The sequence below is a fragment of the Paraglaciecola hydrolytica genome (genome assembly GCF_001565895.1).
GTDB lineage: Bacteria > Pseudomonadota > Gammaproteobacteria > Enterobacterales > Alteromonadaceae > Paraglaciecola > Paraglaciecola hydrolytica.
Genome location: NZ_LSNE01000006.1, coordinates 345312 through 368809, shown reverse-complemented (window position 1 = coordinate 368809; position 23498 = coordinate 345312). Strand labels below are relative to the sequence as shown.

The following is a 23498-nucleotide window of genomic DNA, read 5'->3' as shown; positions in this document are numbered from 1 at the left end:
GTTACTCTCACATGCAAGCTTAGATAACAATCAGGGCATTAATCTTTGATGTTGCCACTGCTGATTGTGGTCAAGCTTATACAAAAATCTATCGTGCATGCGATGTTCGCCACCTTGCCAAAATTCTATTTCATGGGGTATAACTCGGTAACCTCCCCACAGACTGGGAAAGGGGACTTCACCTTGCAAAAATTTCTGTTTAGCCGCATGAAATTGCGACATCAACAGTTGTTTAGTGGCAATTGGATGACTTTGTTGAGATACCCAAGCAGCAACTTGACTCGGTTTAGGGCGAGAAAAAAAGTACTTAGTCACTTCCGCCACACTCAATGGTTGCGCTGTGCCACATACTTTCACTTGGCGCTCTAACATGTGCCAAGGAAAATGCAGGGATATTTTGTTGTTTTGTTTGAGATCGGATGCCTTTTTACTACCTAAATTGGTATAAAAAATAAAGCCCCCTTGATTAACATCTTTGAGCAAAACAATACGTTGAGAAGGCTGGCCACTAGAATCAACGGTAGCCACAGTCATGGCTGTAGGATCATCTAGTTTGGCATCTACTGCATTTTGCAACCAGATATCAAACAAATCTAAAGGATTAGCAGTCAAACTGTCCGTGTCCAAACCAGCCTTGTTATATTCTCGTCTGATATCACTAATGGATTGCATTGCCTGCTCCCTTTGACTCGTTAAGCCGCACTTACTACAACGTTTAGTTATCTAGGCCGTAACCTAAGCTCCGTAAGGCTCTTTCATCATCTGCCCAACCGGATTTAACTTTAACCCATAATTCCAAAAACACTTTAGCTTCAAACAAAGCTTCCATGTCTTTACGCGCTTCGGCACCTATGGTTTTAAGCTTGGCGCCAGATTTACCAATAACCATGGCTTTTTGGCTGTCGCGTTCCACTAAAATCAAACCGTTAATACGATACATACCGTTATCACTGAGTAAAAACTGTTCAATCTCTACGGTAACCGAATAAGGTAATTCATCACCGGTAAAACGCATGAGTTTTTCACGAATAATTTCCGAGGCCATAAAACGGCTGGAACGGTCAGTAATATAATCTTCGGGAAAATAAAACTCACTCTCAGGCAAACTTTGTTGTACCAGTGCGCGCAGCTCTTCAACATTTTTGCCGGTTTTCGCCGACACCGGCATAATTTTATCAAACTGATGTTGCTCACCTAACCAACGCAAATGAGGCAACATGGTTTCTTTATCTTTAACGTTATCGGATTTATTAACTATCAGCCAGCAAGGTACATTGTTCTGCTGAACTTTAGTTAAAACCATCTGGTCATCTTCAGTCCACTTGGTACCTTCAACTAAAAACAGTACCAAACCTACATCAGCAATGGAGCTCGACGCCGCACGATTCATGTAACGGTTAATCGTCCGTTTTTCCTCGATATGTAAACCTGGGGTATCGACATAAATCGCCTGATACTCTTCTTCTGTATCAATGCCCATAATGCGGTGACGAGTGGTTTGTGGTTTACGTGAAGTTATACTGATTTTTTGACCCAGTAATTTATTCAACAGCGTTGATTTACCTACGTTGGGGCGACCAACAATAGCAATCATTCCACAACGAGTATTATTCTGCATTGGATAATTTCTCAAAGGCTATTCTAGCGGCCTTTTGTTCCGCTTTTCGACGGCTATTGCCCTTGCCAACTGTGGCTTGTTTTAAGCCTGCAACAGAGCATTCAACGTAAAAAATTTGTTCATGGGATTGGCCGGTAATCTCGGTCACTTCATACAAGGGCAAAGGTAACTTTTTAGCTTGCAAAAATTCCTGCAAACGGGTTTTATCATCTTTAGACACAGCTTGAGGGTCAAGCTCGTTAAGTCTATCGCTAAACCATTGCAGTACGATGGGCTCACATACATCTAAACCTGCTTCTAAATAGATCGCACCAATAATGGCTTCCAGAGCATCGGCCAGAATAGAATCTCGTCTGAACCCACCGCTTTTAAGTTCACCTGGCCCTAACAGTAATAAATCTCCCAAAGCAAACTCACGAGCTAAAGCGGCGAGTGTATCGCCCTTAACTAGATTGGAGCGCATACGGGTTAATTTACCCTCTGGCTGCAATGGAAAGCGCTGATAAAGCGCTTTTGCGATGATCATGCCGAGTATGGCATCACCAAGAAACTCCAAGCGTTCATTATGTTTTTTATTGGCACTACGATGAGTCAGTGCCTTGGTCAAATTGGCCGGTTCTGCGAAGGTATAAGCTATTTTCTTATATAAACTTATATAAGGATCAACTAAATGCATCTAATGTATGCCACCAACACGTTCAAATCTGACACCGGTTGGGATCCACGAAGGTATCCAACTACTCGGTACCCGATCAAATTCAAAACTGATCCAAATGGCGACGGCCTTACCCACTAAATTTTCTTCAGGTACAAAGCCCCAAAAACGGCCATCTAAACTGTTATCGCGGTTATCACCCATCACAAAATAATGACCTTCAGGCACTAACCACTCATCGACCTGAGTACCGGGTTGACGATAATAATCTCCTGAACGGTTAGTGTGATCCGTAGTGCGATAGATTTCATGGCTTACTTCACCGAGTTGTTCAGTGTACCTTTCTAAGGGTGAGAAATTCTGAAATGCTTCACCAACACTTTCTAACTTAAGTGCCACAGGGGCCATAGGAAGACAATTATCCGCAGTATTACAAGCGGGTTTAATTTGCAGTTGTTTGTTACGATAAATCACCGTATCGCCAGGCAAACCTACTACTCGTTTGATGTAATCGAGTCTGGGATCAACCGGATATTTGAATACCACGACATCACCACGCTCTGGTTCACCCGTCGCAAAAAACTTTTTGCGCATGACAGGATCTTTTAAACCGTAAGAGAATTTCTCAACCAGAATAAAATCACCTACCAATAATGTAGGCATCATTGAACCAGAAGGGATTTGAAAGGGTTCATATAAAAACGAACGCAAAATCAATACAAACGCAATAACGGGGAATATCTGTTGGGCTGTATCCACCAACCACGGTAATTGTTGATCCGGTTGCAGTTCAGAATCACCGCTTTGCATATTGCCAGCTAAGGCCATACGCTCACGCCTTTTAGGGGCAAACAGCAAACTATCCACTAACCAGATAAAACCTGATGACAAGGTTAATACCACTAAAAAAATAGAAAAATAATTTGCCATTTATTTACCCACCTTCAGTATGGCCATAAACGCGTCCTGAGGGAGTTCTACGTTACCCACTTGTTTCATCCGTTTTTTCCCATCTTTTTGTTTCTGTAGCAATTTTTTCTTACGGCTAATATCACCACCATAACATTTTGCAATAACGTTTTTACGCAACTGTTTAATCGAACTTCTAGCAATGATTTGATTTCCTATTGCTGCTTGAATGGCAATATCAAACATCTGCCGAGGAATGATTTCACGCAGTTTTTCAACAATATCGCGACCACGGCCTTGAGCGTTATCTCGGTGAGTAATCATTGCCAAGGCATCGACTTTTTCGGAGTTAATTAACAGATCCAAACGCACCATATTAGCGATTTGGAAACGTTTGAAATTGTAATCTAACGATGCAAAACCACGGCTAGTTGATTTTAAACGGTCAAAGAAATCCACGACGACTTCGGCCATAGGTAAATCATAACTTAAGGCAACCTGTTTACCGTGATAAGTCATATTGTTTTGCGTACCACGCTTTTCGATACACAAGGTAATTACGTTACCTAGGTATTCTTGTGGTACTAAGATATTCGCTTCACAAATAGGCTCACGAATTTCCTGAATGTTGTTCACTGGTGGTAATTTAGAAGGGTTATCTACGTAGATAATTTCACCCGAGGTATTCACTACTTCATACACCACTGTAGGCGCTGTGGTGATTAGATCAAGGTCATACTCTCGCTCTAGACGCTCCTGTATGATCTCCATGTGCAACATACCAAGGAAACCAATACGGAAACCAAAACCGAGAGCTGATGAGCTTTCTGGTTCAAAAAATAAAGAAGCATCATTTAAACTGAGTTTGTTGAGGGCATCACGGAAGTCTTCAAAATCATCAGAACTGATAGGAAACATACCGGCATAAACTTGTGGTTTAACCTTTTTAAATCCGGGCAACGCTTGCGCCGCGGGATCTTTAGCCAGTGTGATGGTATCACCTACCGGTGCGCCATGGATTTCTTTAATGCCGGCAATAACAAAACCTACTTCGCCAGCGCTTAACACTCCAGTATCAGTGGCTTTAGGTGTAAAGATACCTACCTTATCTACCTGATGTATTACGCCATTTGACATGATTTTCATTTTGTCATTTTTACGAAGTTGACCGTCAATAATACGTACCAATGAAACAACACCTTGGTAATTATCAAACCACGAGTCAACAATCAGCGCCTTTAACGGTTTGTTTGGATCGCCTTCAGGACAAGGTACTTGATTAACAATCACTTCAAGTACATCTTCTATGCCAACGCCTGTTTTTGCAGAACAACGCACCGCGTCCATCGCTGGAATACCAACGATATCTTCTATCTCTGCCGCCACACGATCTGGCTCGGCTTGTGGTAAGTCAATCTTGTTAATGATCGGCACCACTTCCATTTCTAATTCAATGGCGGTGTAACAGTTTGCCAGAGTCTGAGCTTCTACACCCTGCCCGGCATCCACCACTAACAATGCACCTTCACAAGCCGCTAACGAACGAGAAACCTCATAAGTAAAATCCACATGCCCAGGGGTGTCGATAAAGTTTAACTGGTAGGTTTCACCGTCTTTGGCTTTATAATTTAAGGTAACACTTTGCGCCTTGATGGTAATACCACGCTCTCTTTCGATATCCATCGAGTCAAGAACTTGTTCGGCCATTTCACGGGCTTGTAATCCACCGCAGTGTTGGATAAGCCTGTCTGAAAGGGTTGATTTACCGTGATCGATATGGGCAATAATTGAAAAGTTTCGTATGTGCTTCTGTTGCATAGCGTTTTAGAAATATACCTAGTGCTGTTGCTTTCCCCAAGCGCTTGTTCGAACAAAAAGTACATGCTCAGGCGAAAGATGGGAACAATTGATTAAATAGGGCTGGATTTTACATTTTTATAGCTAACTTTGCGACAAGGATCTCATCGCAATTTGATTAATCCCACTCCATCACACTAAGTCAACGCTTAGCTCTATATTTGGACTGACTCAATTTAGTAAACCAAGTTGTTACTTGTATCGCCTGCTTAACAACGCATTTTCAGATCTGCTTAACGTCTATAAGCTGAGGTTGGGGTTCAATAAGGCCTAACAATTGTGGACAAAAATGCTGCTGATTTGCACCATTAAGATAGTTTTTTACCCCCAGAAACGCTATGAAGGCTAAGGTAAAACCAGCAAGTACTTGCCATAACTCCGAATCAAGTGCAAACATCGGTAGTACTAAGCTAGCTAATACGGAACCACTCATTAGCGCGAAGATGGGTAGTAAATACACTAATAATGAAGCGCTAAGTAGCCTTTCTTCTGGAATGCCTATTTTGATTTTTTGGCCAAGTTCAACTGTTTGTGCATAGGCCAGTTTCAGTTGTTGTTTTTTATTGGTAAAGGCCTTAGCCACAACACTGGTACCACAATTTTTTTGAGCCTGACAGCTACTACACGTTGTTTTAACTTCTGTCTCAATCCAAAGGTATTGTATGCCTTGTTCGATATCTATCCGCACCACAATACCGATTTCTTCAACCATGGTTATTGCACTAATTGGATAGATTTTAAAATGGCATCGGCGGTAACTGCCGGTATTTTACCCACCAAAGTGACACTTACCTCGCCCATTTGTCGAGTCAAAATAGTATTAGATTCATGACGGCCAATTAAATCCTGTGAAGCTTTAGCACTGGCCATGGGTTGCAAATAAATTGAAACATCAACTAAGCCATCAGTAAGCAAAATGTAGTCAACCAGTTCCCCCGTCATAGGCAGACGATGAATGTCTTGTTTAGCAACGTGCATACCTAATGGTAAATAATTAAGCTTCCAGCGCGGTGTTGTAGCTTGCTGGCCACGCATGACCAATATATCCGGCAACATTGGCAGGTCGATACGGGCGAAAAAGGGATCTGGCTGTTCAGTCACTTGAATAGCTGCCACCTGAATTTGTTCAAGTGGTTGACCTTCAAGATTCACCATATTCATTTTGAGTAATAAACCACTTTCCTGATCAAGCCAGAGGTTGAGACCAAAACGACTTTTATCATTACTGATTACTCTTATTTGCTGGGCCGAACGGCCAGAAACTCGGCTCCTGCCGACCAAGACAAACTCATAACTATCAAACAGTTTTTCTGGTTGATAAAAAAGCTCTGAGGGAAATGGCCCGTTTATCGTACTGGATTGCAAGCTATAGGGCGGCACGTTAGGTTCAAAATAACTGACTTTGTTACCAATTCTTACCACTTCCCTGCCTGGCCCATTAAGCAAATTTAATTGCTCCATTTCAATGCCATTTTCGTCGATAGCATGGCGCCACAGATAAGGCTGTGAATCAACTCCGGGCTTAAGTACCACAAAAGAAATACTGTAATTGAGTGACTTGAACGCCTTAGCCATTTTACTTAACCAAGCTTCTGCTGTATCTGAAGGGTACTGGCTAATTGCGAAATCAGCTTGAAGCTCTGTGTCTTGATTCTCCTGAGCTAAACTCTCAGTTGATATACATAATAAGGCCAGCAGTACCCCTATGCGGGGTACCGTTATAAATTTAAGGTGTATCGTTAAGAATTTCAGGCTGGAAATCATTTTTTGCAGGTTGCTCTACAGAACTAGGTGTGATGTTTAATTCTACTGATTTTAAACGCATTTGTTGTTGATGATCAGCAATAAATGCATTAATTCTACGTCTTTGTTCCATCATATCATTTTGTGGCATGGTATTGGTTTGTTCAAAGCTCACCGGCGACAAGCCACCAGGAATACCCAATATAGGTGCCGCTGAATTAAAAGGTTGATCAGCTTCATTTTGATTAAACTGCTGTACCCCAATGATCATCGCAACAGCAACAGAAGCGGCAATGGCCATTTGTCCACCTTGTTTAACGAAGGGAATGACAGAGCCTAACACAGGTAAATCGCGCCAATTTCTCTTAGGAGCCAAAATGGCTGGCTCAGATTCTAAAGCCAACATCACTTTAGCAGCGATATCAAATTGCATTTGCTGAGGTAACTCTTTGCGCAAGCCATAACGAATAACATGATAAGAGTGCCATTTCTGCTCTAAGTCTTTATCATTTTTAATCGCGGTAATTAACTCATTACCTTGCAAGTCAAATTGAGAGTTTTCACCATCAACTAACGCTGACAAATTTTCAAACTTCTGCGACATACATACTGGTTCCCGCTAAATTGATATTAAATATCTAAAAATTAATTTTAACTGAAGCTTAGTCGTTCATCAGCATGGGCTGAATGACTTTATCTAAAGCTTCTCGGGCTCGGAAGATACGTGACCTTACCGTGCCAACTGGGCAATCCATAACATTGGCTATATCTTCATAGCTCATCCCATCTAACTCACGTAGGCTAATAGCCATACGCAAATCCTCTGGTAACTGTTCAAGTGTATCAAACAACAATTTCTCCATTTGATCAGACATCAAACTCTTTTCAGGAGAATTGTTCTCTTTTAACGCATCACTGCCATCATAAAAATCCGCATCTTCTGCGTCAACATCATTTGCAGGAGGCTTCCTGCTTTGCGCAACTAAATAGTTTTTAGCGCTGTTAACGGCAATCCTGTATAGCCATGTATAAAATGCGCTTTCTCCCCTGAAACTCGGTAAAGCCCGATAGGCTTTAATAAACGCTTCCTGCGCTACATCAGATACATCGCCAGAATTTTTTACATACCTTGAAACTAAATACGCCACTTTGTGTTGATATTTTATCACCAACAAACCAAACGCGTTTTTATCTCCAAGCTGTACCTTTTCAACTATCTGTTGATCTGTTAATTGCTCGCTCATTCGAGCCCTTACTCCCTTACGAATTAATACTACGACTCATGCAAGCACTACTATTGACTATAGGATCTCAGTAAAGTTCGCTTTTACATGTTTTATTTGACAAAAAAATTGCAACAAAGCCAAATTTGACTACTACACAAGCATTCAATGGGGCTTTATGTATGAAATTACCAGTCAATTATTGTAATTTTTCGACTGTTATTTAGTATGACGGACTTCTGTTGGTTTAATTGAGTAGTGTATGCAGGCTAGCGTCGAACATCAATGTGATGTGCTTATTATTGGTAGTGGTGCCGCAGGCTTAAGTCTGGCATTAAAACTTGCTGAGCATTGTCAGGTCATTGTGCTGAGTAAAAGTGATATTTCAGAAGGTTCAACAAAATATGCACAAGGTGGCATAGCCGCCGTTTTTGATGAAGATGACTCTATAGAAAGTCATGTAGAAGATACCTTGGACGCCGGCGCAGGATTATGTGACCGCGGCGCTGTGCATTTTACTGCATCCCGTGCCAAGGCTTGCATGCAGTGGTTGATTAAATTTGGCATGCCTTTCGATCAAATTTCAGCTCAGGAAAATGAATCAACAACGACTGAAGCGCGATTTCATTTAACTCGTGAAGGTGGTCATAGCCACAGACGTATACTGCACTCTGCTGATGCCACCGGCGCTGCGGTACAGTTAACTTTAGTTGAGGCTGTCAAACACCATCCCAATATTCATTTATTTCAACGTTATAATGCAGTTGATTTAATTAAAAGCAGCACCGATAAAAACGCCATTATTGGTGCCTATGTTTGGAATAGAAAACGAGAAAGTGTTGAGGTAATTCGTAGTCGTTTTGTGGCATTAGCCACGGGCGGTGCGAGTAAGGTATATCAATACACCTCGAATCCTGATGTCTCTAGTGGCGACGGTATTGCCATGGCTTGGCGCGTAGGTTGTCGGGTGGCAAACATGGAATTTAACCAATTCCACCCTACTTGCTTATATCATCCTGAGGCTCGTAACTTTTTAATCACTGAAGCGCTGCGTGGCGAAGGTGCAAAGTTGTGCCATGCCGATGGTACTGCCTTTATGCAACGTTTTGATGAAAGAGGCGATTTAGCCCCCCGTGATATTGTGGCCCGCGCCATCGACTTTGAGATGAAACGCTTAGGCGCGGATTGCATGTATTTAGATATCAGCCACAAACCCAGTGATTTTATCGTTAAACACTTCCCGAATATCTATCGTAAATGCCGCTCTTTGGGCATAGATATGACTCGCCAAGCTATACCCGTGGTACCCGCTGCCCATTATAGTTGTGGTGGCGTGGTGACCGATTTTGATGCAAAAACTGATTTAGATAACTTATATGCCATAGGTGAAGTTGCCTATACCGGCTTACATGGCGCCAACCGCATGGCAAGCAATTCCTTACTTGAATGTATTGTTTTTGCTCATGCAGCCGCTGATCATATTATTCAACGTTTAGACGAAAAACACGTTATTGAGCCCATTAATGCATGGGATGAAAGTCAAGTCAGCAACTCTGACGAAGAAGTTATCATCCAACATAATTGGCATGAGCTAAGACTGTTTATGTGGGATTATGTCGGCATAGTGCGCACCAATAAACGACTTGAACGGGCACAACATCGTATCGCCTTGTTAAAACAAGAAGTTGATGAATACTATTCCCACTTCAAAGTCAGTAATAACTTGTTGGAATTACGTAATTTGCTGACAGTCGCTGATTTGATTGTACGTTGTGCACAACAACGCAAAGAGAGCAGAGGTTTACATTATAATCTCGACTATCCTGAGCTATTAGCTAACCCAGTGCCTACTATTTTGTCAGGCAAAACCACTGGCAATACGGGGTTATCCGCATAAAACCAGTCACTATGTAGCCAAAGGTGCAACCTCCATTCACCTTTGGCTAATGGTCTAAAAACTCCAACCTGCCGCTCATATGTTCAACCGTTTGCTGATTAAGTTCACTACTAATACAAAACTCTGTAACAGATTCAGTTGATATAGCCCGCTGTTGAAAAGTAATGGAATTAGGTAAAAAAAGTGGTTTCTTAAACTCTACATCACAACTTAATGCACCTTGCAGTTTGGCGGGGTGTGCATCACATAATGCTGAAAATGCTCTAGATTTCATCCACATGCCATGAGCTATATGTTGTTTAAAACCCAGCAATTTGGCACTCAGAGGATGCAAATGAATGGGGTTGTAATCTTGTGAACACTTGGCATACTGCCAACCTAAGCTGCTGGGTAAAGGCCAATGCTGGGCTGCGTTTGCTCCTTGCCAATCGGTTTCTGGAGCAAGCTTTGTTCTGGGTTTAGTTACTTTATCTGCCCTTCGTAAATATTGATGTTTAGCTCGCAACACTCGCTGCTGCTTAATAAAAAATTCTGTTTCAATCGAAAACAAACAACCAATCTTAAGTTGTCTGATTTCAGCTAATTGACAGCACACCTCAATCTGACTAGTCGGCGCTATAGTTTGATATTGCTCAATCATATTGGCGATATGCACTATCCCCATCATTGAGAAAGGAAAGTCCTTATGTAACATGAGTTTAAGTTGCAATGGAAACGCCACGGTATGTAAAAAACCTGGGTGTACTATGTCACTATGGTGCCACGCCGTAAGCTGATTAAATGCCTTAATTTTGTGTAAATCTAAAGTGATAGCTTCTACCCAATAACGTTCACTGGGCAAAATCGATTCTTTGATAAACACCTTGTTGGCTTTACATAAAATGGCGGGAATTAAGTATGCAAATTGAGGTACAGTAGGCAGATAGTGATCACGTTGCTGGGACATAAAACTACAGTTCTCTGCTCTGTTGTTGATAAAGGATCGCCCGACACAAACTGCGATAATCCTCTTGATTAAGTTGATCTTTAAATACCAGCAACCAATGGCGTTGACGTGGATCAAGGGGAGAAACCAGTTGAACCCACAATAACCAGTCAGTCAAACGAGATTTATCGGTCATTTGCCATTGGACTTGGTTGTTTTTATCCAAATAGCTCCACTGGCCTTGTTGGTTAAACGCGACCACAAACGGCTGAGTTTTGGCCGCCCTTTGCAGCGTTCTAAAAGCTAATACCACCGCCAGTGCCGCCAGAAAAAATTGCAACAACGGTTGATAAGGAAAGATATCTCTTTGCCAATGAAATAACGAAAACAAGATTAAAGCCCACAAGGTCACCAACAGCATAACTTTCAGCCGAGAGGGCAACACTTCGACCCTATACTTTGACACGACTAAGTATGTGTCCAATCATAGCTTTGATCTCATCATCATGACAGGCTAAATGGCCCATAAACCACGCATATAAATCAGGATCATCAAAGGTTAACAATCGTTCAAAAACCAGTTTTTTTTCATCATCTAACTCTGCAAAACCATGCTCTACAAAAGGCATAAACAATACATCGAGCTCTAACATTCCACGGCGACAAGCCCACTTCAAACGGCCTAATCGTTTGTTATCAAACATGCTTATTCCTCATTTTATGCATAGCCATCTATTTTATTTCATTGGCAAATTAGCAACATGATACCATTATTAAAGTACAACGCATTAAGCGATAAACTGACTAAGACAGTTTAATCCTAAACAAATGCTCAAAGTGGCAGCAAGGACAAAAGAGAACGATATGGTAGCGAGTGATTTTTATACGGTTTTAACGGACAAGGGACTGATTCAATTGTCTGGTCCTGAAAAAGAAAAGTACTTACAAGGGCAGATTACCGCAGACGTTAACGCACTGACGGCCAATAAGGCCTTATTAGCCTGCCATTGTGATTTTAAAGGGAAAACCTGGAGTGTCAGTTACCTCTTTTCATGGCAGCAAGATTTGTTGTTATTAAGCCATAGTTCGGTATTGGAAAAGTCCTTAAGTGAACTTAAAAAATACGGAGTATTTGCCAAAGTTACTATCACTAACGGTAGTGAAAATTGGCTAATCTCAGCCGGACTTGGTAAAGCTGTTGAAGCAGAGATCATCAGAGTATTTGGCCTCTTGCCTGAACTAAACCAAGAAATCGTACACAACGACCATGGTTTAGTCATGGCCTTACATGGTAATAGTACCCGCTATGTCATTCTACAACCGCAAACCGCTGCCAATAAAGTCTCCATCGACTCAACACCTGCTGGTGAGATCTTGTGGGAAATAGAAGATATTAAGGCCGGTATTGCCGACGTCCGTCTAGCAACCGCTAACGAATTTGTCCCGCAAATGATGAACCTACAACAACTCGACGCTATCAGTTTTAGCAAAGGTTGTTACATGGGACAAGAAGTAGTGGCGCGCACTAAATATTTGGGTAAAAACAAACGTGCTGCTTTTCGTTTGCATGGCGAAGGCTCTCATCAAACTCAAGCAGGCGACAGTCTCGAACTTCAATTGGGTGAAAATTGGCGTCCGGCAGGAAAAATATTACGTAGTGCGACACACAAAGGCCAAAGCTGGTTACTTGCCGTCTTAGCCCACGATACCGAAATAGGCTCGGTAATGCGCCTTAAAGAATCACCAGAGACGATTTTTACCGTCTTACCTCAACCCTATGAACTAGCCTAACAGCATAGTTCAAGCTTATTTTTTAATTAATATTGCGACTTGAGCAAGGATCAGCGCAATTATAACCTTAGTATGTGGACAATCATGAAAATTACTGAAAACACCGTAGCCTCTATTCACTTCACTGTTTGTACCCAAGACGGTACACAAATCGACTCTTCCCGGCAGGGTGCTCCAATGGACTATCTGCAAGGTAGTCATTATTTGATCCAAGGCCTAGAAAATGAATTGGAAGGTAAACAAGGCGGCGATAAATTTGTTATCGATGTCAGCCCTGAATTAGCTTATGGAGAACGCTATGAAGAGCTTGTGCAAGTCGTTCCCATGTCCATGTTTGCTGGTATGGAAGTGAATCCCGGTATGACCTTTCGCGCCACGACAGATGACGGCGAACAATCGGTAATGGTTATCGATGTTACTGATGATGAAGTTGTTATTGACGGGAATCATCCTTTGTCAGGACTTACCCTTAATTTTGACGTAGAAGTATTAAGTGTTAGAGCCGCCACAGATGAAGAAATTGCCCATGGCCATCCTCACTCTGCTCAGGGTTGTGGTCACAATCATTAAGAAATATTGATAATGACACAAAGTGGTCTGCTTTGTGTCATTGGCTATATTTGCGGCCCGTTATAACAACTGGCCCATTTAAAATCGGTAAAACACACCTCCCTTCCATAATCAATTAACATACCCTAGTCAATACAAGAAGTTACAGGTAATATCAACTGAGTTTAACGGCCACGAGAGCCTTACCTACTTAATGGATAAAACAATGCATAAATTGAGCAATCTGTTTGGCGAATTACGCCGACGAAAAGTTCTCAATACCTTGCTACTGTATGTGGTCAGTTCATGGATTATTGTGCAAGTCGCCTCACTTACTTTTCCCGCTGTGGGCCTGAGTAACAGTTATTTTCAGGGATTATTGGTATTACTGATTATTTTATTCCCCGTAGCCCTGACCATTTCATGGTTTTATGATGTCACTATTCGAGGGTTTATCCGCATTGCACCGTTTACCGAACGCAGAGTACTCAATAACATAGCGCCAATTATTGATCGTAGATTGTCATTAACCAAAGGTTTAAAACCGGCCGCAGTACATGATGGTTGGTATTTCTATGCCGAAAATGGTCCATTGGAAGGTTTGGAATATAAAATTATTGAGCCTATAACCATAGGTAGAGCCATTGAATGTGACATCACGTTACTGCGCTCATACATTTCACGTTACCACCTGCGGATTTTTTTGGACAATGAGGTTTTGTTTGCTGAAGATTTAGGTTCAGCTAATGGCACTGAAATTAATGGTAAAAAAGTAACAAATAAACAAGTACTGTTACACGGTGATGAAATTCTATTTAAAGATATTCTGTTCACCATTCGAGAGTACCGCCCCAAGATCCGCAACGAAGCCATGTTAGAAAAAACCACTATCCTACACAAAGATTAGCTTGACTGAATTAGCCGTATTTAACTTTAATATATGAATGTTGTTCAAGCTAAACATGCCTAGACTGTTGGCAATGGCTAGTTAGATTTTAAGGGCAAGGTTTCATCCAGCGCTAAAGTTGCATCAAGACTGGCTTTATCAATAGACTCTTCAGACTGAGCGGCATAATCCGCAACCAGCACTACTGTTACATTATCCCGCACTTTACGTTGCAAGGCAGTGCCAATAAATACCTCAACGGCTTCTGACAAGGGAGAGGTTCTTAAGATGTTGGCAATTTCATCATCAGGCATGATTTTGTTTAAACCATCACTGCATAACAAATAGATATCTCCCTGCCGACGAGCTATCGAACTGACATCCAAATCAAGTCTACTATTAGCGCCTACCGCACGAGTTATCACATTTGATGCAGGATGGTGCTCAGCGTCTTCCGCGCTCAATAAACCAGCTTCGAGCATTTCTTCTATCTGACTATGATCTTTAGTTAAGCGAGTTAATTTATTCTGCCGAAAACGGTAAATTCGGCTATCACCGGCCCATACACAATGGGCGTGACTGTGATCAAATAATAAGACTGCTACGGTGCTGCCAATTACTGTCTTAGGTGCAGATTGAGCGGCAATGCTCAGCAAACTGCTGTTCACTTCGATCAAGCCTTCTTTGACTAAATTAGGCGTAAGCGGAAAGTTTCCAGGTAGATTAAACTCCGCAAGACGATCGACTATCATGCTGCTGGCAAGATCTCCTTTTTGATGCCCCCCCATGCCATCGGCCACACACCATAAACCTATTTGCGGCGCGTTGAGAAAATCATCTTCATTAATCTTACGGATCGCCCCGATATCGGTATCAGCAACTGACAGCCAATCATTTTTCAACATGAATTGTTAATTTCCTATACATCAAAGCTTTTGCATCAATATTATGTAAAAAAGCGCAAAAAACCTACGTAAAAATATCGACTTGCTGAATATCAATCGAGACTTATGCCACTGAGTATAATAGTATTTTGCCTGAAGCTATTTTTCTATGTAGACTCATTTTCGACCGATAATTACCTACTTAGCAGCAAACTTCAATAACAAAGCTTTGGCAATTTAACAGTATGCGGGAGTCAAACTGTGACGGATATTTTGAACACAACAATTGGACGGTTTGAAATTCAGGAACTTATAGGCGAAGGCGCCATGGCCAAGGTGTATAAGGCCTATGATCCACAAATTAATCGCGCCGTGGCATTTAAGGTACTAAAAGAAGATCTTTGTGTAGACGAAGAGTACTTATCACGTTTTTTGCGCGAAGCCAAAGCCGCAGGGGCCTTATCCCACTCCAACATTGTGACGGTCTACGATGTAGGTAAAATTAACAAAACGCCCTACATGATGATGGAGTTACTCGAAGGCAAAGACCTGGGCGATGTATTAAAAGAAAAGAAAAAAATGTCGGTGGCAGAAACCCTAGTCATCGGTTTACAACTGGCTAAAGCCCTTAATTATGCTCATCAGTCCGGCATAGTCCATCGCGATATTAAACCTGACAACATTATTGTATTGCCTGATGGTGAGTCGATCAAAGTTGCCGACTTTGGTATCGCCCGCATGAATGAAAGCGAGGAAGTACAAAAAACTCATGTTGGTTCGGTGCTTGGCACACCACGTTATATGTCCCCTGAACAAGCACTAGGAGAAGAAATCGACGGCCGTTCTGATCTGTTCTCAGTTGGGGTAATTTTGTATGAAATGCTCAGTGGAGCCAAAGCCTTTGATGCAGGCAACATTGGCACTTTAATGACACAAATCACCCAACTCCAACCCGAGCCACTGCAGAAACTCTGTCCCGGCTTACCTGCGGGTTTGCGTCAAATCATTTCTAAATTATTGCAAAAAAAACCCGATAAGCGTTTTCAAACAGGTGGGGCTTTAGCTGCCGCATTAGCCAAAGAATTGGCCAGTGTCAGAGAGCAAGAAGAAGAACAACGTAAACATAAATATGTGCCCTTAAAAATCCGCTGGTCACTCTATATGAGTGTGATTGTGGCAGTGATCATGTTGGTCAGTATGACTGTGGTATTTACTATTCAATCTCGAGCAATGACTAGCCAAGCGGTTGATTCAGGCGCTTCCTTTGCCAAATTTATTGCGATTGAAACAGCGATCCCTCTGCTAAGCGAAGATTGGATCACCCTAGAAAGTTTTATTAGCGAAGCCAGTAGTCGCGATACGTTCAGCTATCTCATTGTCACAGACCGCTCTGGTACTATCAGGGGAGCCAGTGATCTTTCTTTGGTAGGACAACAGTATAAGTTAAGCGAAAGTGCTGAGCACGTATTAGAAAAAGATGATCTAACGACCACCAGTATAGAGCTCGCCAACGGCAACAAGGTTTTTAATATTAATGCGCCGATATTGTTCCAAAATACTGAAGTCGGTCACATCATATTGGGTTTATCACAAGCCAGCCTGGAGCAAGTGAAAAGTATCACCGGTTGGTTAATGTTGGGACTGGCATTAGTCACTATTTCTTCGGTATTTGTTGTGCTGTTTATTTTTGGTGCTTTATTGGCTAAGCCACTCAAAATACTTAATCGTGCCTTACAAAGTTATGCCGAAGGTCATCACGACACGCGTATATCTTTAAGTCGCAACGATGAAATAGGTGAGCTATTTACTAGCTTTAATAAGATGGCCGCGGCCGCCCACCATACCCTCGCCACAGACGAATATGAAGAGATAGAATCGAGCCAACCGTTTGAAATTAAAAATACCGTCGAAACCATCAACAAATCAGTTAAAACCTTATTGCGTAAGGTAAAACCGAAAAAGTCTGACAATACAGCCACTGATGCTAGTGAAGAAGCACCGGTAAACACAATGTTTGAGAATGATGAAACCATTTTGGCAAGCAGCTTAATCGAACTAGATAGTGCACTGACAAAATCTAAACCAGCCAAATCTGAGGGACCAACAAGTACCACTAAATCAACTGGGAAAAAAACCAAATGAAGGGACTGGTTTTTATCTTTTGCTGCTTAGCAGGCTTGTCAGGCTGCGCCAGCAGTGGTCGGCAAACTGTCGCACAAGATGCAAACTTTATCATCATCAAACCCTTACCACAGGACGACCTAACGAGCTTGGCCATCGCTTATCTTGGTCATCCACAAGACGCCAGCATTATAGCGCGATACAATCCGCAACTTAATTTGAGTAAAGGTGATGTAGTTGCCATCCCCAAACGCAATTTCAACCCCGCAGCCGTTTACGTTAATGGCTATCAGAGTATCCCGATCCTTTGTTACCACCAATTTTCCGCTGGGCCAGCTAATAACAGCATGGTGGTGTCAGCAAACAATTTTGAACAACAAATGGCCTATTTGCAGCAACATGATTATCGAGTGATCTCGCTGCAAGAATTTCATCATTTTACTCAGGGCCAACAGGCATTACCGGAAAAATCTGTGGTCATCACCATAGACGATGGTTATAAAAGCTATCTGGAAATTGCCTATCCGATCTTAAAAAAATATGGTTTTGCTTCCACCTTGTTTATTTATCCTGATTTTATAGGCGTAGGGTCCGCGTTAAATTGGCGTGATGTCGGCTTCTTGAATAATGATCCCTTAGTCGATATTCAGTCTCATTCTAAGTCACATGACAACTTATCTCCCAAAGCGGGAGGCGAAAATTCAAGTGCTTATCTGCAACGTTTGGCAACAGAAGTGTTAGATACCGATAAAATACTGCAACAAAAGATCCAACGTACAGCCCAATATTTTGCTTACCCATATGGTAATACCAGCCAACAACTCATCGACTTACTGGCGAAGCAACACTACCAACTTGGACTGACCGTAAAAAAAGGCAGTAACCCCACATTTGCCTCTCCTTATCTACTGAATCGCACCATGATCTACGCCGACGATAATCTGACTACTTTCGTCAAGCAGCTTGATGGCTTTAAACAAGTAAACTTAAAATGAGCGCAGCTAATAAAAAGTACTACCTAAGCGCGCTGATTGTCTGCATATTAAGTGCTTGTGCAACTGTCACTCATGAGCAAGCCGATATTTATTTACAACGCCAATTATTAGCAATGCAACTAGAAGCAGAAGAACAATACGCAGATGCGCTTATCCAATGGAAAATTGCAAAAACCATCTCTCCACAGCAAGCACTAGTGGATGCTGAAGTAAGGCGCTTAAGCCAGTTAATATCTCAGAAAACCGCTCTGCTTACCGCTCAGGCAAAAAAATTAACACCAGCAGCTAACTCCAACTCGCTAAAAACCATATGTTTGAAAATTTTGGCACTTGAACCAGATAATCAATTTGCCATGCAGCAACTTAGAAATATTGAATTTAAAACAGGGCTGTCTGCCGCCGAAAAAAAAACGGCCAAGATGAATGAGAACATCAAACTGAGTCAAACCCAGCAACAGTTGCAAAAAGCTCAGGCTGACTATAATCAACAATCACAAAACCTACTTAAGCAGAAAAACTTCAGCGCACTGCTACAACTAAGCCAAGATTATTTGCTAACAACACCAAAAAATACTGAGGCGCAACAACATCAATTGCATGCTTTGCTTAAATTAGCTGAAGTACATCAACTACGTGGGGAGAATGAACAAGCCATAGGCTATCTTGAACAGGCATATAAACTACAACCCACGTCGGGCGTATCTGACCAGCTATCGCAGCTAAAACAACAGGTATCAAACCATTATTTTGTGCAAGCTAATAAAGTATTAAAAAGCGATATTGATAAGGCGGTAGAGTATTTACAGAGCAGTGTCGCCTTTGATCACAATAATCAAAGCGCAACTAAATTGCTGTTTCAAGCTAAGCGTATCCAACAAAATCTGCGGCAAATAAAAGCAACAAACTGATGTTATGTGGCTTTTTTATACCAATTTAAGTGGATCAGTTATTTAACTTTTTCAATCGCTCTTTTAATTCAATGGCTTGTGCACGATACAGTTTGGCACTGCTGTGTTGAGGGTCAATTTCTAACACCTTGTTCCACTTTTCAATAGCCAAGTCTAACTCCTGACGGCGATAAGCGGACGAGGCTTCACGGTGATATTTATCACTGAGGTCTTTTTGCAATACCAGCATATCTTCTGATACTTGAACATTGGCCGGATCTAAAAGACTGGCTTTTTTAAGATGATCAAAGGCAGCTAAATTATCGTTATCCTGCAAATTTAATTGTGCAATTTGCGCGTAACGGTTTGCCGCTAAGGGTTTATTTAATGCGCTTAAACGAGCAGCATCCCCTGTTAAAGTTTTAATAACCAAAGGCCTAGCTTGTTTACTAATTTCGCCAAAACCTTGTAGTTTTTCAACCTGTTGCTGGGCCACAACAAAATCCTTTGCTTCTAAAGCCTTTAACAAACTAGCCAGCACTGTTTCTGCCGTTTCGACGGGTGCGGCACTAGTTAGTACTGCGGCCTTTTTGTTGTTACTAGCGACTTGGTCTTTATTGCTACTATCACTAGTCTTTACCGTACTTGCCTTGTCTGGCTTGGGATCTGTGTCGCCAATAGGGCTAACATCAGCCTTGCTGGCAACATCGCCTTGCGACTCTAACTGACGTTTTTTGCTAGCACTTGCTGTTAGAGGAATATTAATCGTCTGCCCAATATTCACCCGACTAGGGTTACTGATTTGGTTATATTTTGCTAAAGCATAAAATTTAAGGGCAGAACCGAGATAATTTTTTGAGAGTGTTGATAAACTTTCACCAGATTTAAGTACAACAGCAAAAGATTCCTGTGGAAAAAATGTTTTAGGATCCATCTCAATCTGAGTTAACAAATCCTTGGCACTTTTGCTATCCGGAATGCTGGCTAAATAACTCTGTAATTCAACTTTTGCCTGGCCCTCTTGACCATTCTCAAGATATTCAAGTGCCTTGCTAAATCGCAGTTTTGCTGTCAATCCTTCTTGCGCAACATAAACTATCGGTTTAACTTCTTGTTTAACTGTTTCAACAGGTGGGTTTGTGGTTGACGTCGACTGACACGCACTTAACCCCAAAGCAGTTAGCAGCGCGATGACAAGTTTGCCTTCCCTTAAACTAAACATATTCCACACCTATTTAATAAAATAACTAATATTTTTTACAATACGTCATAATGTTGCAATTTACCTACATATTGCAAGTCTATTGCGAGTAAATACGCATATTCACTTATGCTAGTGGTTGGTAATCAGAGTCAGTCTAGAGCAAGTACGGTAAGTGGTTTTAGGCAATATCTGTTGTATTAGATAAGGCATTTGAAGCTAAATATTTGATTCAGCCTCAATTATATTAGAAATTAATCAACCAGCCCTTTAGGCATATCGTTACGCATTTCTTGCCAGATTTTGCCACTTTTAATGCCATAAGTTCTAATCACTAACGGCACTTGTTTATAGTCCCCCTTCTGCGCTAACTCTAGTAGTTGTTGGTAATAACTACGAGTTAAATCACGAGATTTGGGATTGGAAAAGAAATATCCGCCGATCCTAGAGTACAAACCTTTGAAGCCATTCATCATTAATACATAAACTGGATTTCCCGAAGCAAATGCGAGATCATGTGACAAAGCATAATCATTGCCAGAAAAATCCGCACCATTGTCAGGTGCATCACAATACTTTTCTAATATTTCAATCGCTTTAGCTTGATTATTACGAATGGCACCACGGATAAATACCGCACTTAAATTGGTTCTAGCAGCAAGCAAATGATCAACTAATTCAGGAATGCCTTCTTCATCCAAGCGCGCCAAGGTTTCTAAAATATTAAGTCCAGAAGTTTCCCAAAAATTATTCACTTTAGTAGGTTTGCCATGTTGAATGGTCAACCAGCCATCACGAGCTAAACGTTGTAATACTTCACGCAATGTTGTCCGTGTGACACCAATAAGCTCCGACAACTCTCGCTCTGCTGGTAGAATAGTACCGGGAGGAAAACGACCACTCCAGATAGACTCAACTATATACTCTTCAGCAAACCCAGCTGGACTTTGTGCCTTATAAATCATTCACGACTCGCTTGGTTAAATTTGCTATTATTTTTTTGTTAACTGATTGTACCAGATGATATTTGTTCGGAACAATTAATCTTTATATACAACATTGACTGACTTAATTGACAATAACATTTAAAAGTTAAAATACCGTTAATTAAATTGCCATATTAGTACGTAAGCTTTAGATTTCCCTTGCATTTTTACGCTACACTATTTAAAACAACCATATAATAACATCAATATTCTCCAAGGATCTCTACTTATGCAAATGTCGATACCACAGGCTGTTGCTGCTAATTTTCTCGGCAAAGCGCCAACTTGGTACAAACAAGCCATTATTGCCTTTCTGATAATTAACCCTTTATTGTTTATGTACAGTCCTTTTTTGGCTGGCTGGGCCTTAGTTGCAGAATTTATATTCACCTTAGCGATGGCTTTAAAGTGCTACCCCCTGCAACCCGGTGGTATATTGTTAATGGAAGCCTTATTCATTGGCATGACCACGCCCGAACACATGAAACACGAGATGGTGGTAAATATCGAAGTGCTCCTACTACTCATATTTATGGTGGCAGGCATCTATTTCATGAAAGGTATGCTGCTCTATCTCTTTACTAAGTTATTGCTAAAGTTAAAAAATAAAATCACCTTATCCATCGCTTTTGCTGCAGCTGCAGCGTTTTTGTCCGCATTCCTTGATGCGCTAACAGTGGTCGCCGTTATCATGACAGTGGCAATGGGCTTTTATTCTATTTATCACAAAGTGGCATCAGGCAAAGATTTTCTATCTGACCACGATCATTCTCAAGACGAAGAACTCCCCCACCCTAGCCGTCAAGATTTAGAAGATTTTAGAGCGTTTCTACGTAACCTGATGATGCACGCCGCCATTGGTACCGCTCTTGGTGGCGTAATGACTATGGTTGGTGAACCACAAAATTTGATTATCGCCGATAAAGCCAGTTGGAACTTTATTGAATTTTTTATTCGAATGGCCCCCGTTACTATACCGGTATTCTTCGCAGGTTTGTTAACCACCTATGTCGTTGAAAGATTTAAACTGTTTACCTATGGTGCACAATTGTCTCCAGTGGTTAGAGAAATTCTGACTAGTTACAGCAAAAGCGTCGATGACAACATGACCACACAAGATAAAGCAAGATTAGGTGTGCAAGGTTTAATCGCAGTATGGTTGGTTATTGGTTTAGCTGGGCATTTTGCTGCTGTTGGTTTGATTGGTTTATCCATCATTGTACTAGCCACCTCAATGAGCGGTATTATAGACGAGCACTCTATTGGTAAGTCTTTTGAAGAATCACTACCTTTCACTGCCTTGTTATGTGTGTTTTTTGGTGTGGTTGCGGTCATTATCGATCAAGGTTTATTTACACCGGTAATTAATTGGGTATTGAGTTATGAAGGAAAAACCCAATTAGTGCTGTTTTATTTAGCCAATGGCGTACTGTCTATGGTCAGCGATAATGTGTTTGTTGGCTCGGTTTATATCACCGAGGTCAGTGCAGCCCTAAAAAATGGCACCATCACCCGTGATCAATTTGACTTATTGGCAGTCGCTATCAATACCGGTACTAATTTACCCAGTGTAGCGACACCTAATGGTCAAGCAGCCTTTCTGTTTTTATTAACCTCAGCTATAGCACCATTATTACGTTTGTCATACGGAACCATGGTCTACATGGCTCTACCCTATACCATAGTGTTAACCATTGTTGGTTTGGCCGGCGTTTATTTTGGTTTAGAGGATCTCACTTCCTGGTTATATAGCGTAGGTTGGATTGAGCATCACTCGGCAGTATCATCTGCCGTGTCCTCAGCCCACTAAGCTAAATAGGGAAACACAATTGTGATTAATTTTCTGGCCAACTTAGGCCGCCACAGTTCAGCATGGATCTGGTTACTGTTGTCGGCTTTCTCCCTCGAAGTCGCGGCGCTGTATTTTCAATACGGTATGGAGCTGCGCCCCTGCATCATGTGCATCTATCAACGCACAGCGGTGTTTGGCATCCTGTTTGCGGCGCTGCTACCACTGCTAAACAATAATATCATCAGCCGTTTACTAGCTTATGTGTTGTGGGGCGTCTCGGCGGTATGGGGTTTAGTTATTGCGCTAGAACATGTTGAGATACAAGGTGCAAAAAATTCCTTTTTTGCTACCTGTGAGATCGTACCAAACTTTCCGAGTTGGGCACCGTTACATGAATGGCTACCTAATATTTTTGCCGCCACTGGGGATTGTGGCGACATCGATTGGTCATTGTTAGGTCTTAGTATGCCCCAATGGATGGCGATAATTTTTGCGATTTATTCCGTCGTATTAGCTGTAGTCATCCTGTGTAAATTAATTAATAAAAAAGCGCGTTAAGCGCTTTTTTAATGTTTTTTT

24 protein-coding genes are annotated in these 23498 nt (G+C 41.6%); 9 read left to right on the top strand and 15 right to left on the bottom strand.

Annotated features, from left to right (window positions below; all coding sequences use genetic code 11):
- Positions 1-30 precede the first annotated feature (30 nt).
- The 9 genes from pdxH to rpoE all read right to left on the bottom strand — a co-directional run bounded on the left by pdxH (position 31) and on the right by rpoE (position 8026).
- Positions 31-672, bottom strand: coding sequence for a pyridoxamine 5'-phosphate oxidase (gene pdxH, locus AX660_RS13685; protein WP_068377856.1), 642 nt, complete (start codon positions 670-672; stop codon positions 31-33).
- 43 nt (positions 673-715) lie between these two features.
- Positions 716-1618 (bottom strand): GTPase Era, encoded by a 903-nt coding sequence (gene era / locus AX660_RS13680; RefSeq protein ID WP_068377855.1) that lies wholly within the window; start codon positions 1616-1618, stop codon positions 716-718.
- Positions 1608-2294, bottom strand: a complete 687-nt coding sequence (gene rnc, locus AX660_RS13675) for a ribonuclease III (protein WP_068377854.1) — start codon at positions 2292-2294, stop codon at positions 1608-1610. The genes era and rnc overlap by 11 nt, the downstream gene beginning before the upstream one ends.
- Positions 2295-3203 (bottom strand): signal peptidase I, encoded by a 909-nt coding sequence (gene lepB / locus AX660_RS13670; protein WP_068377853.1) that lies wholly within the window; start codon positions 3201-3203, stop codon positions 2295-2297.
- Positions 3204-5000 (bottom strand): translation elongation factor 4, encoded by a 1797-nt coding sequence (gene lepA, locus AX660_RS13665; RefSeq protein ID WP_068377852.1) that lies wholly within the window; start codon positions 4998-5000, stop codon positions 3204-3206.
- A 262-nt stretch (positions 5001-5262) separates the two neighbouring features.
- Positions 5263-5751, bottom strand: a complete 489-nt coding sequence (locus AX660_RS13660) for a SoxR reducing system RseC family protein (protein WP_068377851.1) — start codon at positions 5749-5751, stop codon at positions 5263-5265.
- A gap of 2 nt (positions 5752-5753) precedes the next feature.
- On the bottom strand, positions 5754-6719 hold the full coding sequence (locus tag AX660_RS13655; protein WP_407669390.1) for a MucB/RseB C-terminal domain-containing protein: 966 nt from the start codon (positions 6717-6719) through the stop codon (positions 5754-5756).
- A 46-nt stretch (positions 6720-6765) separates the two neighbouring features.
- Positions 6766-7386, bottom strand: coding sequence for a sigma-E factor negative regulatory protein (locus tag AX660_RS13650; protein WP_068377849.1), 621 nt, complete (start codon positions 7384-7386; stop codon positions 6766-6768).
- Positions 7387-7444: 58 nt separating this feature from the next.
- The gene (gene rpoE, locus AX660_RS13645; protein ID WP_068377847.1) at positions 7445-8026 is read right to left on the bottom strand and encodes an RNA polymerase sigma factor RpoE; all 582 of its coding nucleotides are present in this window, start codon (positions 8024-8026) and stop codon (positions 7445-7447) included.
- Between the two features lie 241 nt (positions 8027-8267).
- Between rpoE and nadB the strand changes: the two genes are divergently transcribed.
- Complete coding sequence (gene nadB / locus AX660_RS13640) at positions 8268-9902, top strand: L-aspartate oxidase (RefSeq protein WP_068377845.1); 1635 nt, start codon at positions 8268-8270, stop codon at positions 9900-9902.
- A gap of 46 nt (positions 9903-9948) precedes the next feature.
- On the opposite strand, the gene AX660_RS13635 is transcribed toward nadB, so the two are convergent.
- Genes AX660_RS13635 through AX660_RS13625 form a run of 3 tightly spaced genes read right to left on the bottom strand, consistent with a single transcriptional unit; the run spans position 9949 to position 11531 of the window.
- The gene (locus AX660_RS13635; RefSeq protein WP_068377843.1) at positions 9949-10848 is read right to left on the bottom strand and encodes a MaoC family dehydratase; all 900 of its coding nucleotides are present in this window, start codon (positions 10846-10848) and stop codon (positions 9949-9951) included.
- A gap of 4 nt (positions 10849-10852) precedes the next feature.
- Positions 10853-11248 carry a protein YgfX gene (locus tag AX660_RS13630; protein ID WP_068377841.1) on the bottom strand — a complete coding sequence of 132 codons (396 nt, stop codon included), beginning with the start codon at positions 11246-11248 and terminating at the stop codon, positions 10853-10855.
- 31 nt (positions 11249-11279) lie between these two features.
- Positions 11280-11531, bottom strand: coding sequence for an FAD assembly factor SdhE (locus tag AX660_RS13625; RefSeq protein ID WP_068377839.1), 252 nt, complete (start codon positions 11529-11531; stop codon positions 11280-11282).
- A gap of 160 nt (positions 11532-11691) precedes the next feature.
- On the opposite strand from AX660_RS13625, the gene ygfZ reads away from it, so the two are divergent.
- From ygfZ to AX660_RS13610, 3 genes are all read left to right on the top strand, one after another.
- Complete coding sequence (ygfZ, locus tag AX660_RS13620; protein WP_068377837.1) at positions 11692-12618, top strand: tRNA-modifying protein YgfZ; 927 nt, start codon at positions 11692-11694, stop codon at positions 12616-12618.
- An 84-nt stretch (positions 12619-12702) separates the two neighbouring features.
- The gene (locus tag AX660_RS13615) at positions 12703-13188 is read left to right on the top strand and encodes an FKBP-type peptidyl-prolyl cis-trans isomerase (RefSeq protein WP_068377835.1); all 486 of its coding nucleotides are present in this window, start codon (positions 12703-12705) and stop codon (positions 13186-13188) included.
- A 205-nt stretch (positions 13189-13393) separates the two neighbouring features.
- Positions 13394-14074, top strand: a complete 681-nt coding sequence (locus AX660_RS13610; protein ID WP_157884339.1) for an FHA domain-containing protein — start codon at positions 13394-13396, stop codon at positions 14072-14074.
- Positions 14075-14151: 77 nt separating this feature from the next.
- Here the strand turns inward: AX660_RS13610 and AX660_RS13605 are convergent, their stop codons facing one another.
- Entirely contained in the window at positions 14152-14958 is an 807-nt protein-coding gene (locus AX660_RS13605) for a PP2C family protein-serine/threonine phosphatase (protein ID WP_068377831.1), read from the bottom strand.
- 240 nt (positions 14959-15198) lie between these two features.
- Here AX660_RS13605 and AX660_RS13600 point away from each other — a divergent pair, with 240 nt between their 5' ends.
- Genes AX660_RS13600 through AX660_RS13590 form a run of 3 tightly spaced genes read left to right on the top strand, consistent with a single transcriptional unit; the run spans position 15199 to position 18961 of the window.
- Complete coding sequence (locus tag AX660_RS13600; protein WP_131811802.1) at positions 15199-17079, top strand: serine/threonine protein kinase; 1881 nt, start codon at positions 15199-15201, stop codon at positions 17077-17079.
- Complete coding sequence (locus tag AX660_RS13595) at positions 17076-18053, top strand: polysaccharide deacetylase family protein (RefSeq protein ID WP_068377827.1); 978 nt, start codon at positions 17076-17078, stop codon at positions 18051-18053. The genes AX660_RS13600 and AX660_RS13595 overlap by 4 nt, the downstream gene beginning before the upstream one ends.
- Positions 18050-18961: a tetratricopeptide repeat protein gene (locus tag AX660_RS13590; protein ID WP_068377825.1), complete on the top strand. Its 912-nt coding sequence runs from the start codon at positions 18050-18052 to the stop codon at positions 18959-18961. Before AX660_RS13595 ends, AX660_RS13590 begins: the two co-directional genes overlap by 4 nt.
- 34 nt (positions 18962-18995) lie before the next feature.
- On the opposite strand, the gene AX660_RS13585 is transcribed toward AX660_RS13590, so the two are convergent.
- On the bottom strand, positions 18996-20162 hold the full coding sequence (locus AX660_RS13585) for a LysM peptidoglycan-binding domain-containing protein (RefSeq protein WP_068377822.1): 1167 nt from the start codon (positions 20160-20162) through the stop codon (positions 18996-18998).
- Between the two features lie 233 nt (positions 20163-20395).
- Positions 20396-21106, bottom strand: coding sequence for a fatty acid metabolism transcriptional regulator FadR (gene fadR, locus AX660_RS13580; protein WP_068377820.1), 711 nt, complete (start codon positions 21104-21106; stop codon positions 20396-20398).
- Between the two features lie 250 nt (positions 21107-21356).
- On the opposite strand from fadR, the gene nhaB reads away from it, so the two are divergent.
- Positions 21357-22937, top strand: a complete 1581-nt coding sequence (nhaB, locus tag AX660_RS13575; protein WP_068377818.1) for a sodium/proton antiporter NhaB — start codon at positions 21357-21359, stop codon at positions 22935-22937.
- A 24-nt stretch (positions 22938-22961) separates the two neighbouring features.
- The gene (gene dsbB, locus AX660_RS13570) at positions 22962-23477 is read left to right on the top strand and encodes a disulfide bond formation protein DsbB (protein WP_068377951.1); all 516 of its coding nucleotides are present in this window, start codon (positions 22962-22964) and stop codon (positions 23475-23477) included.
- Positions 23478-23498: the final 21 nt, after the last annotated feature.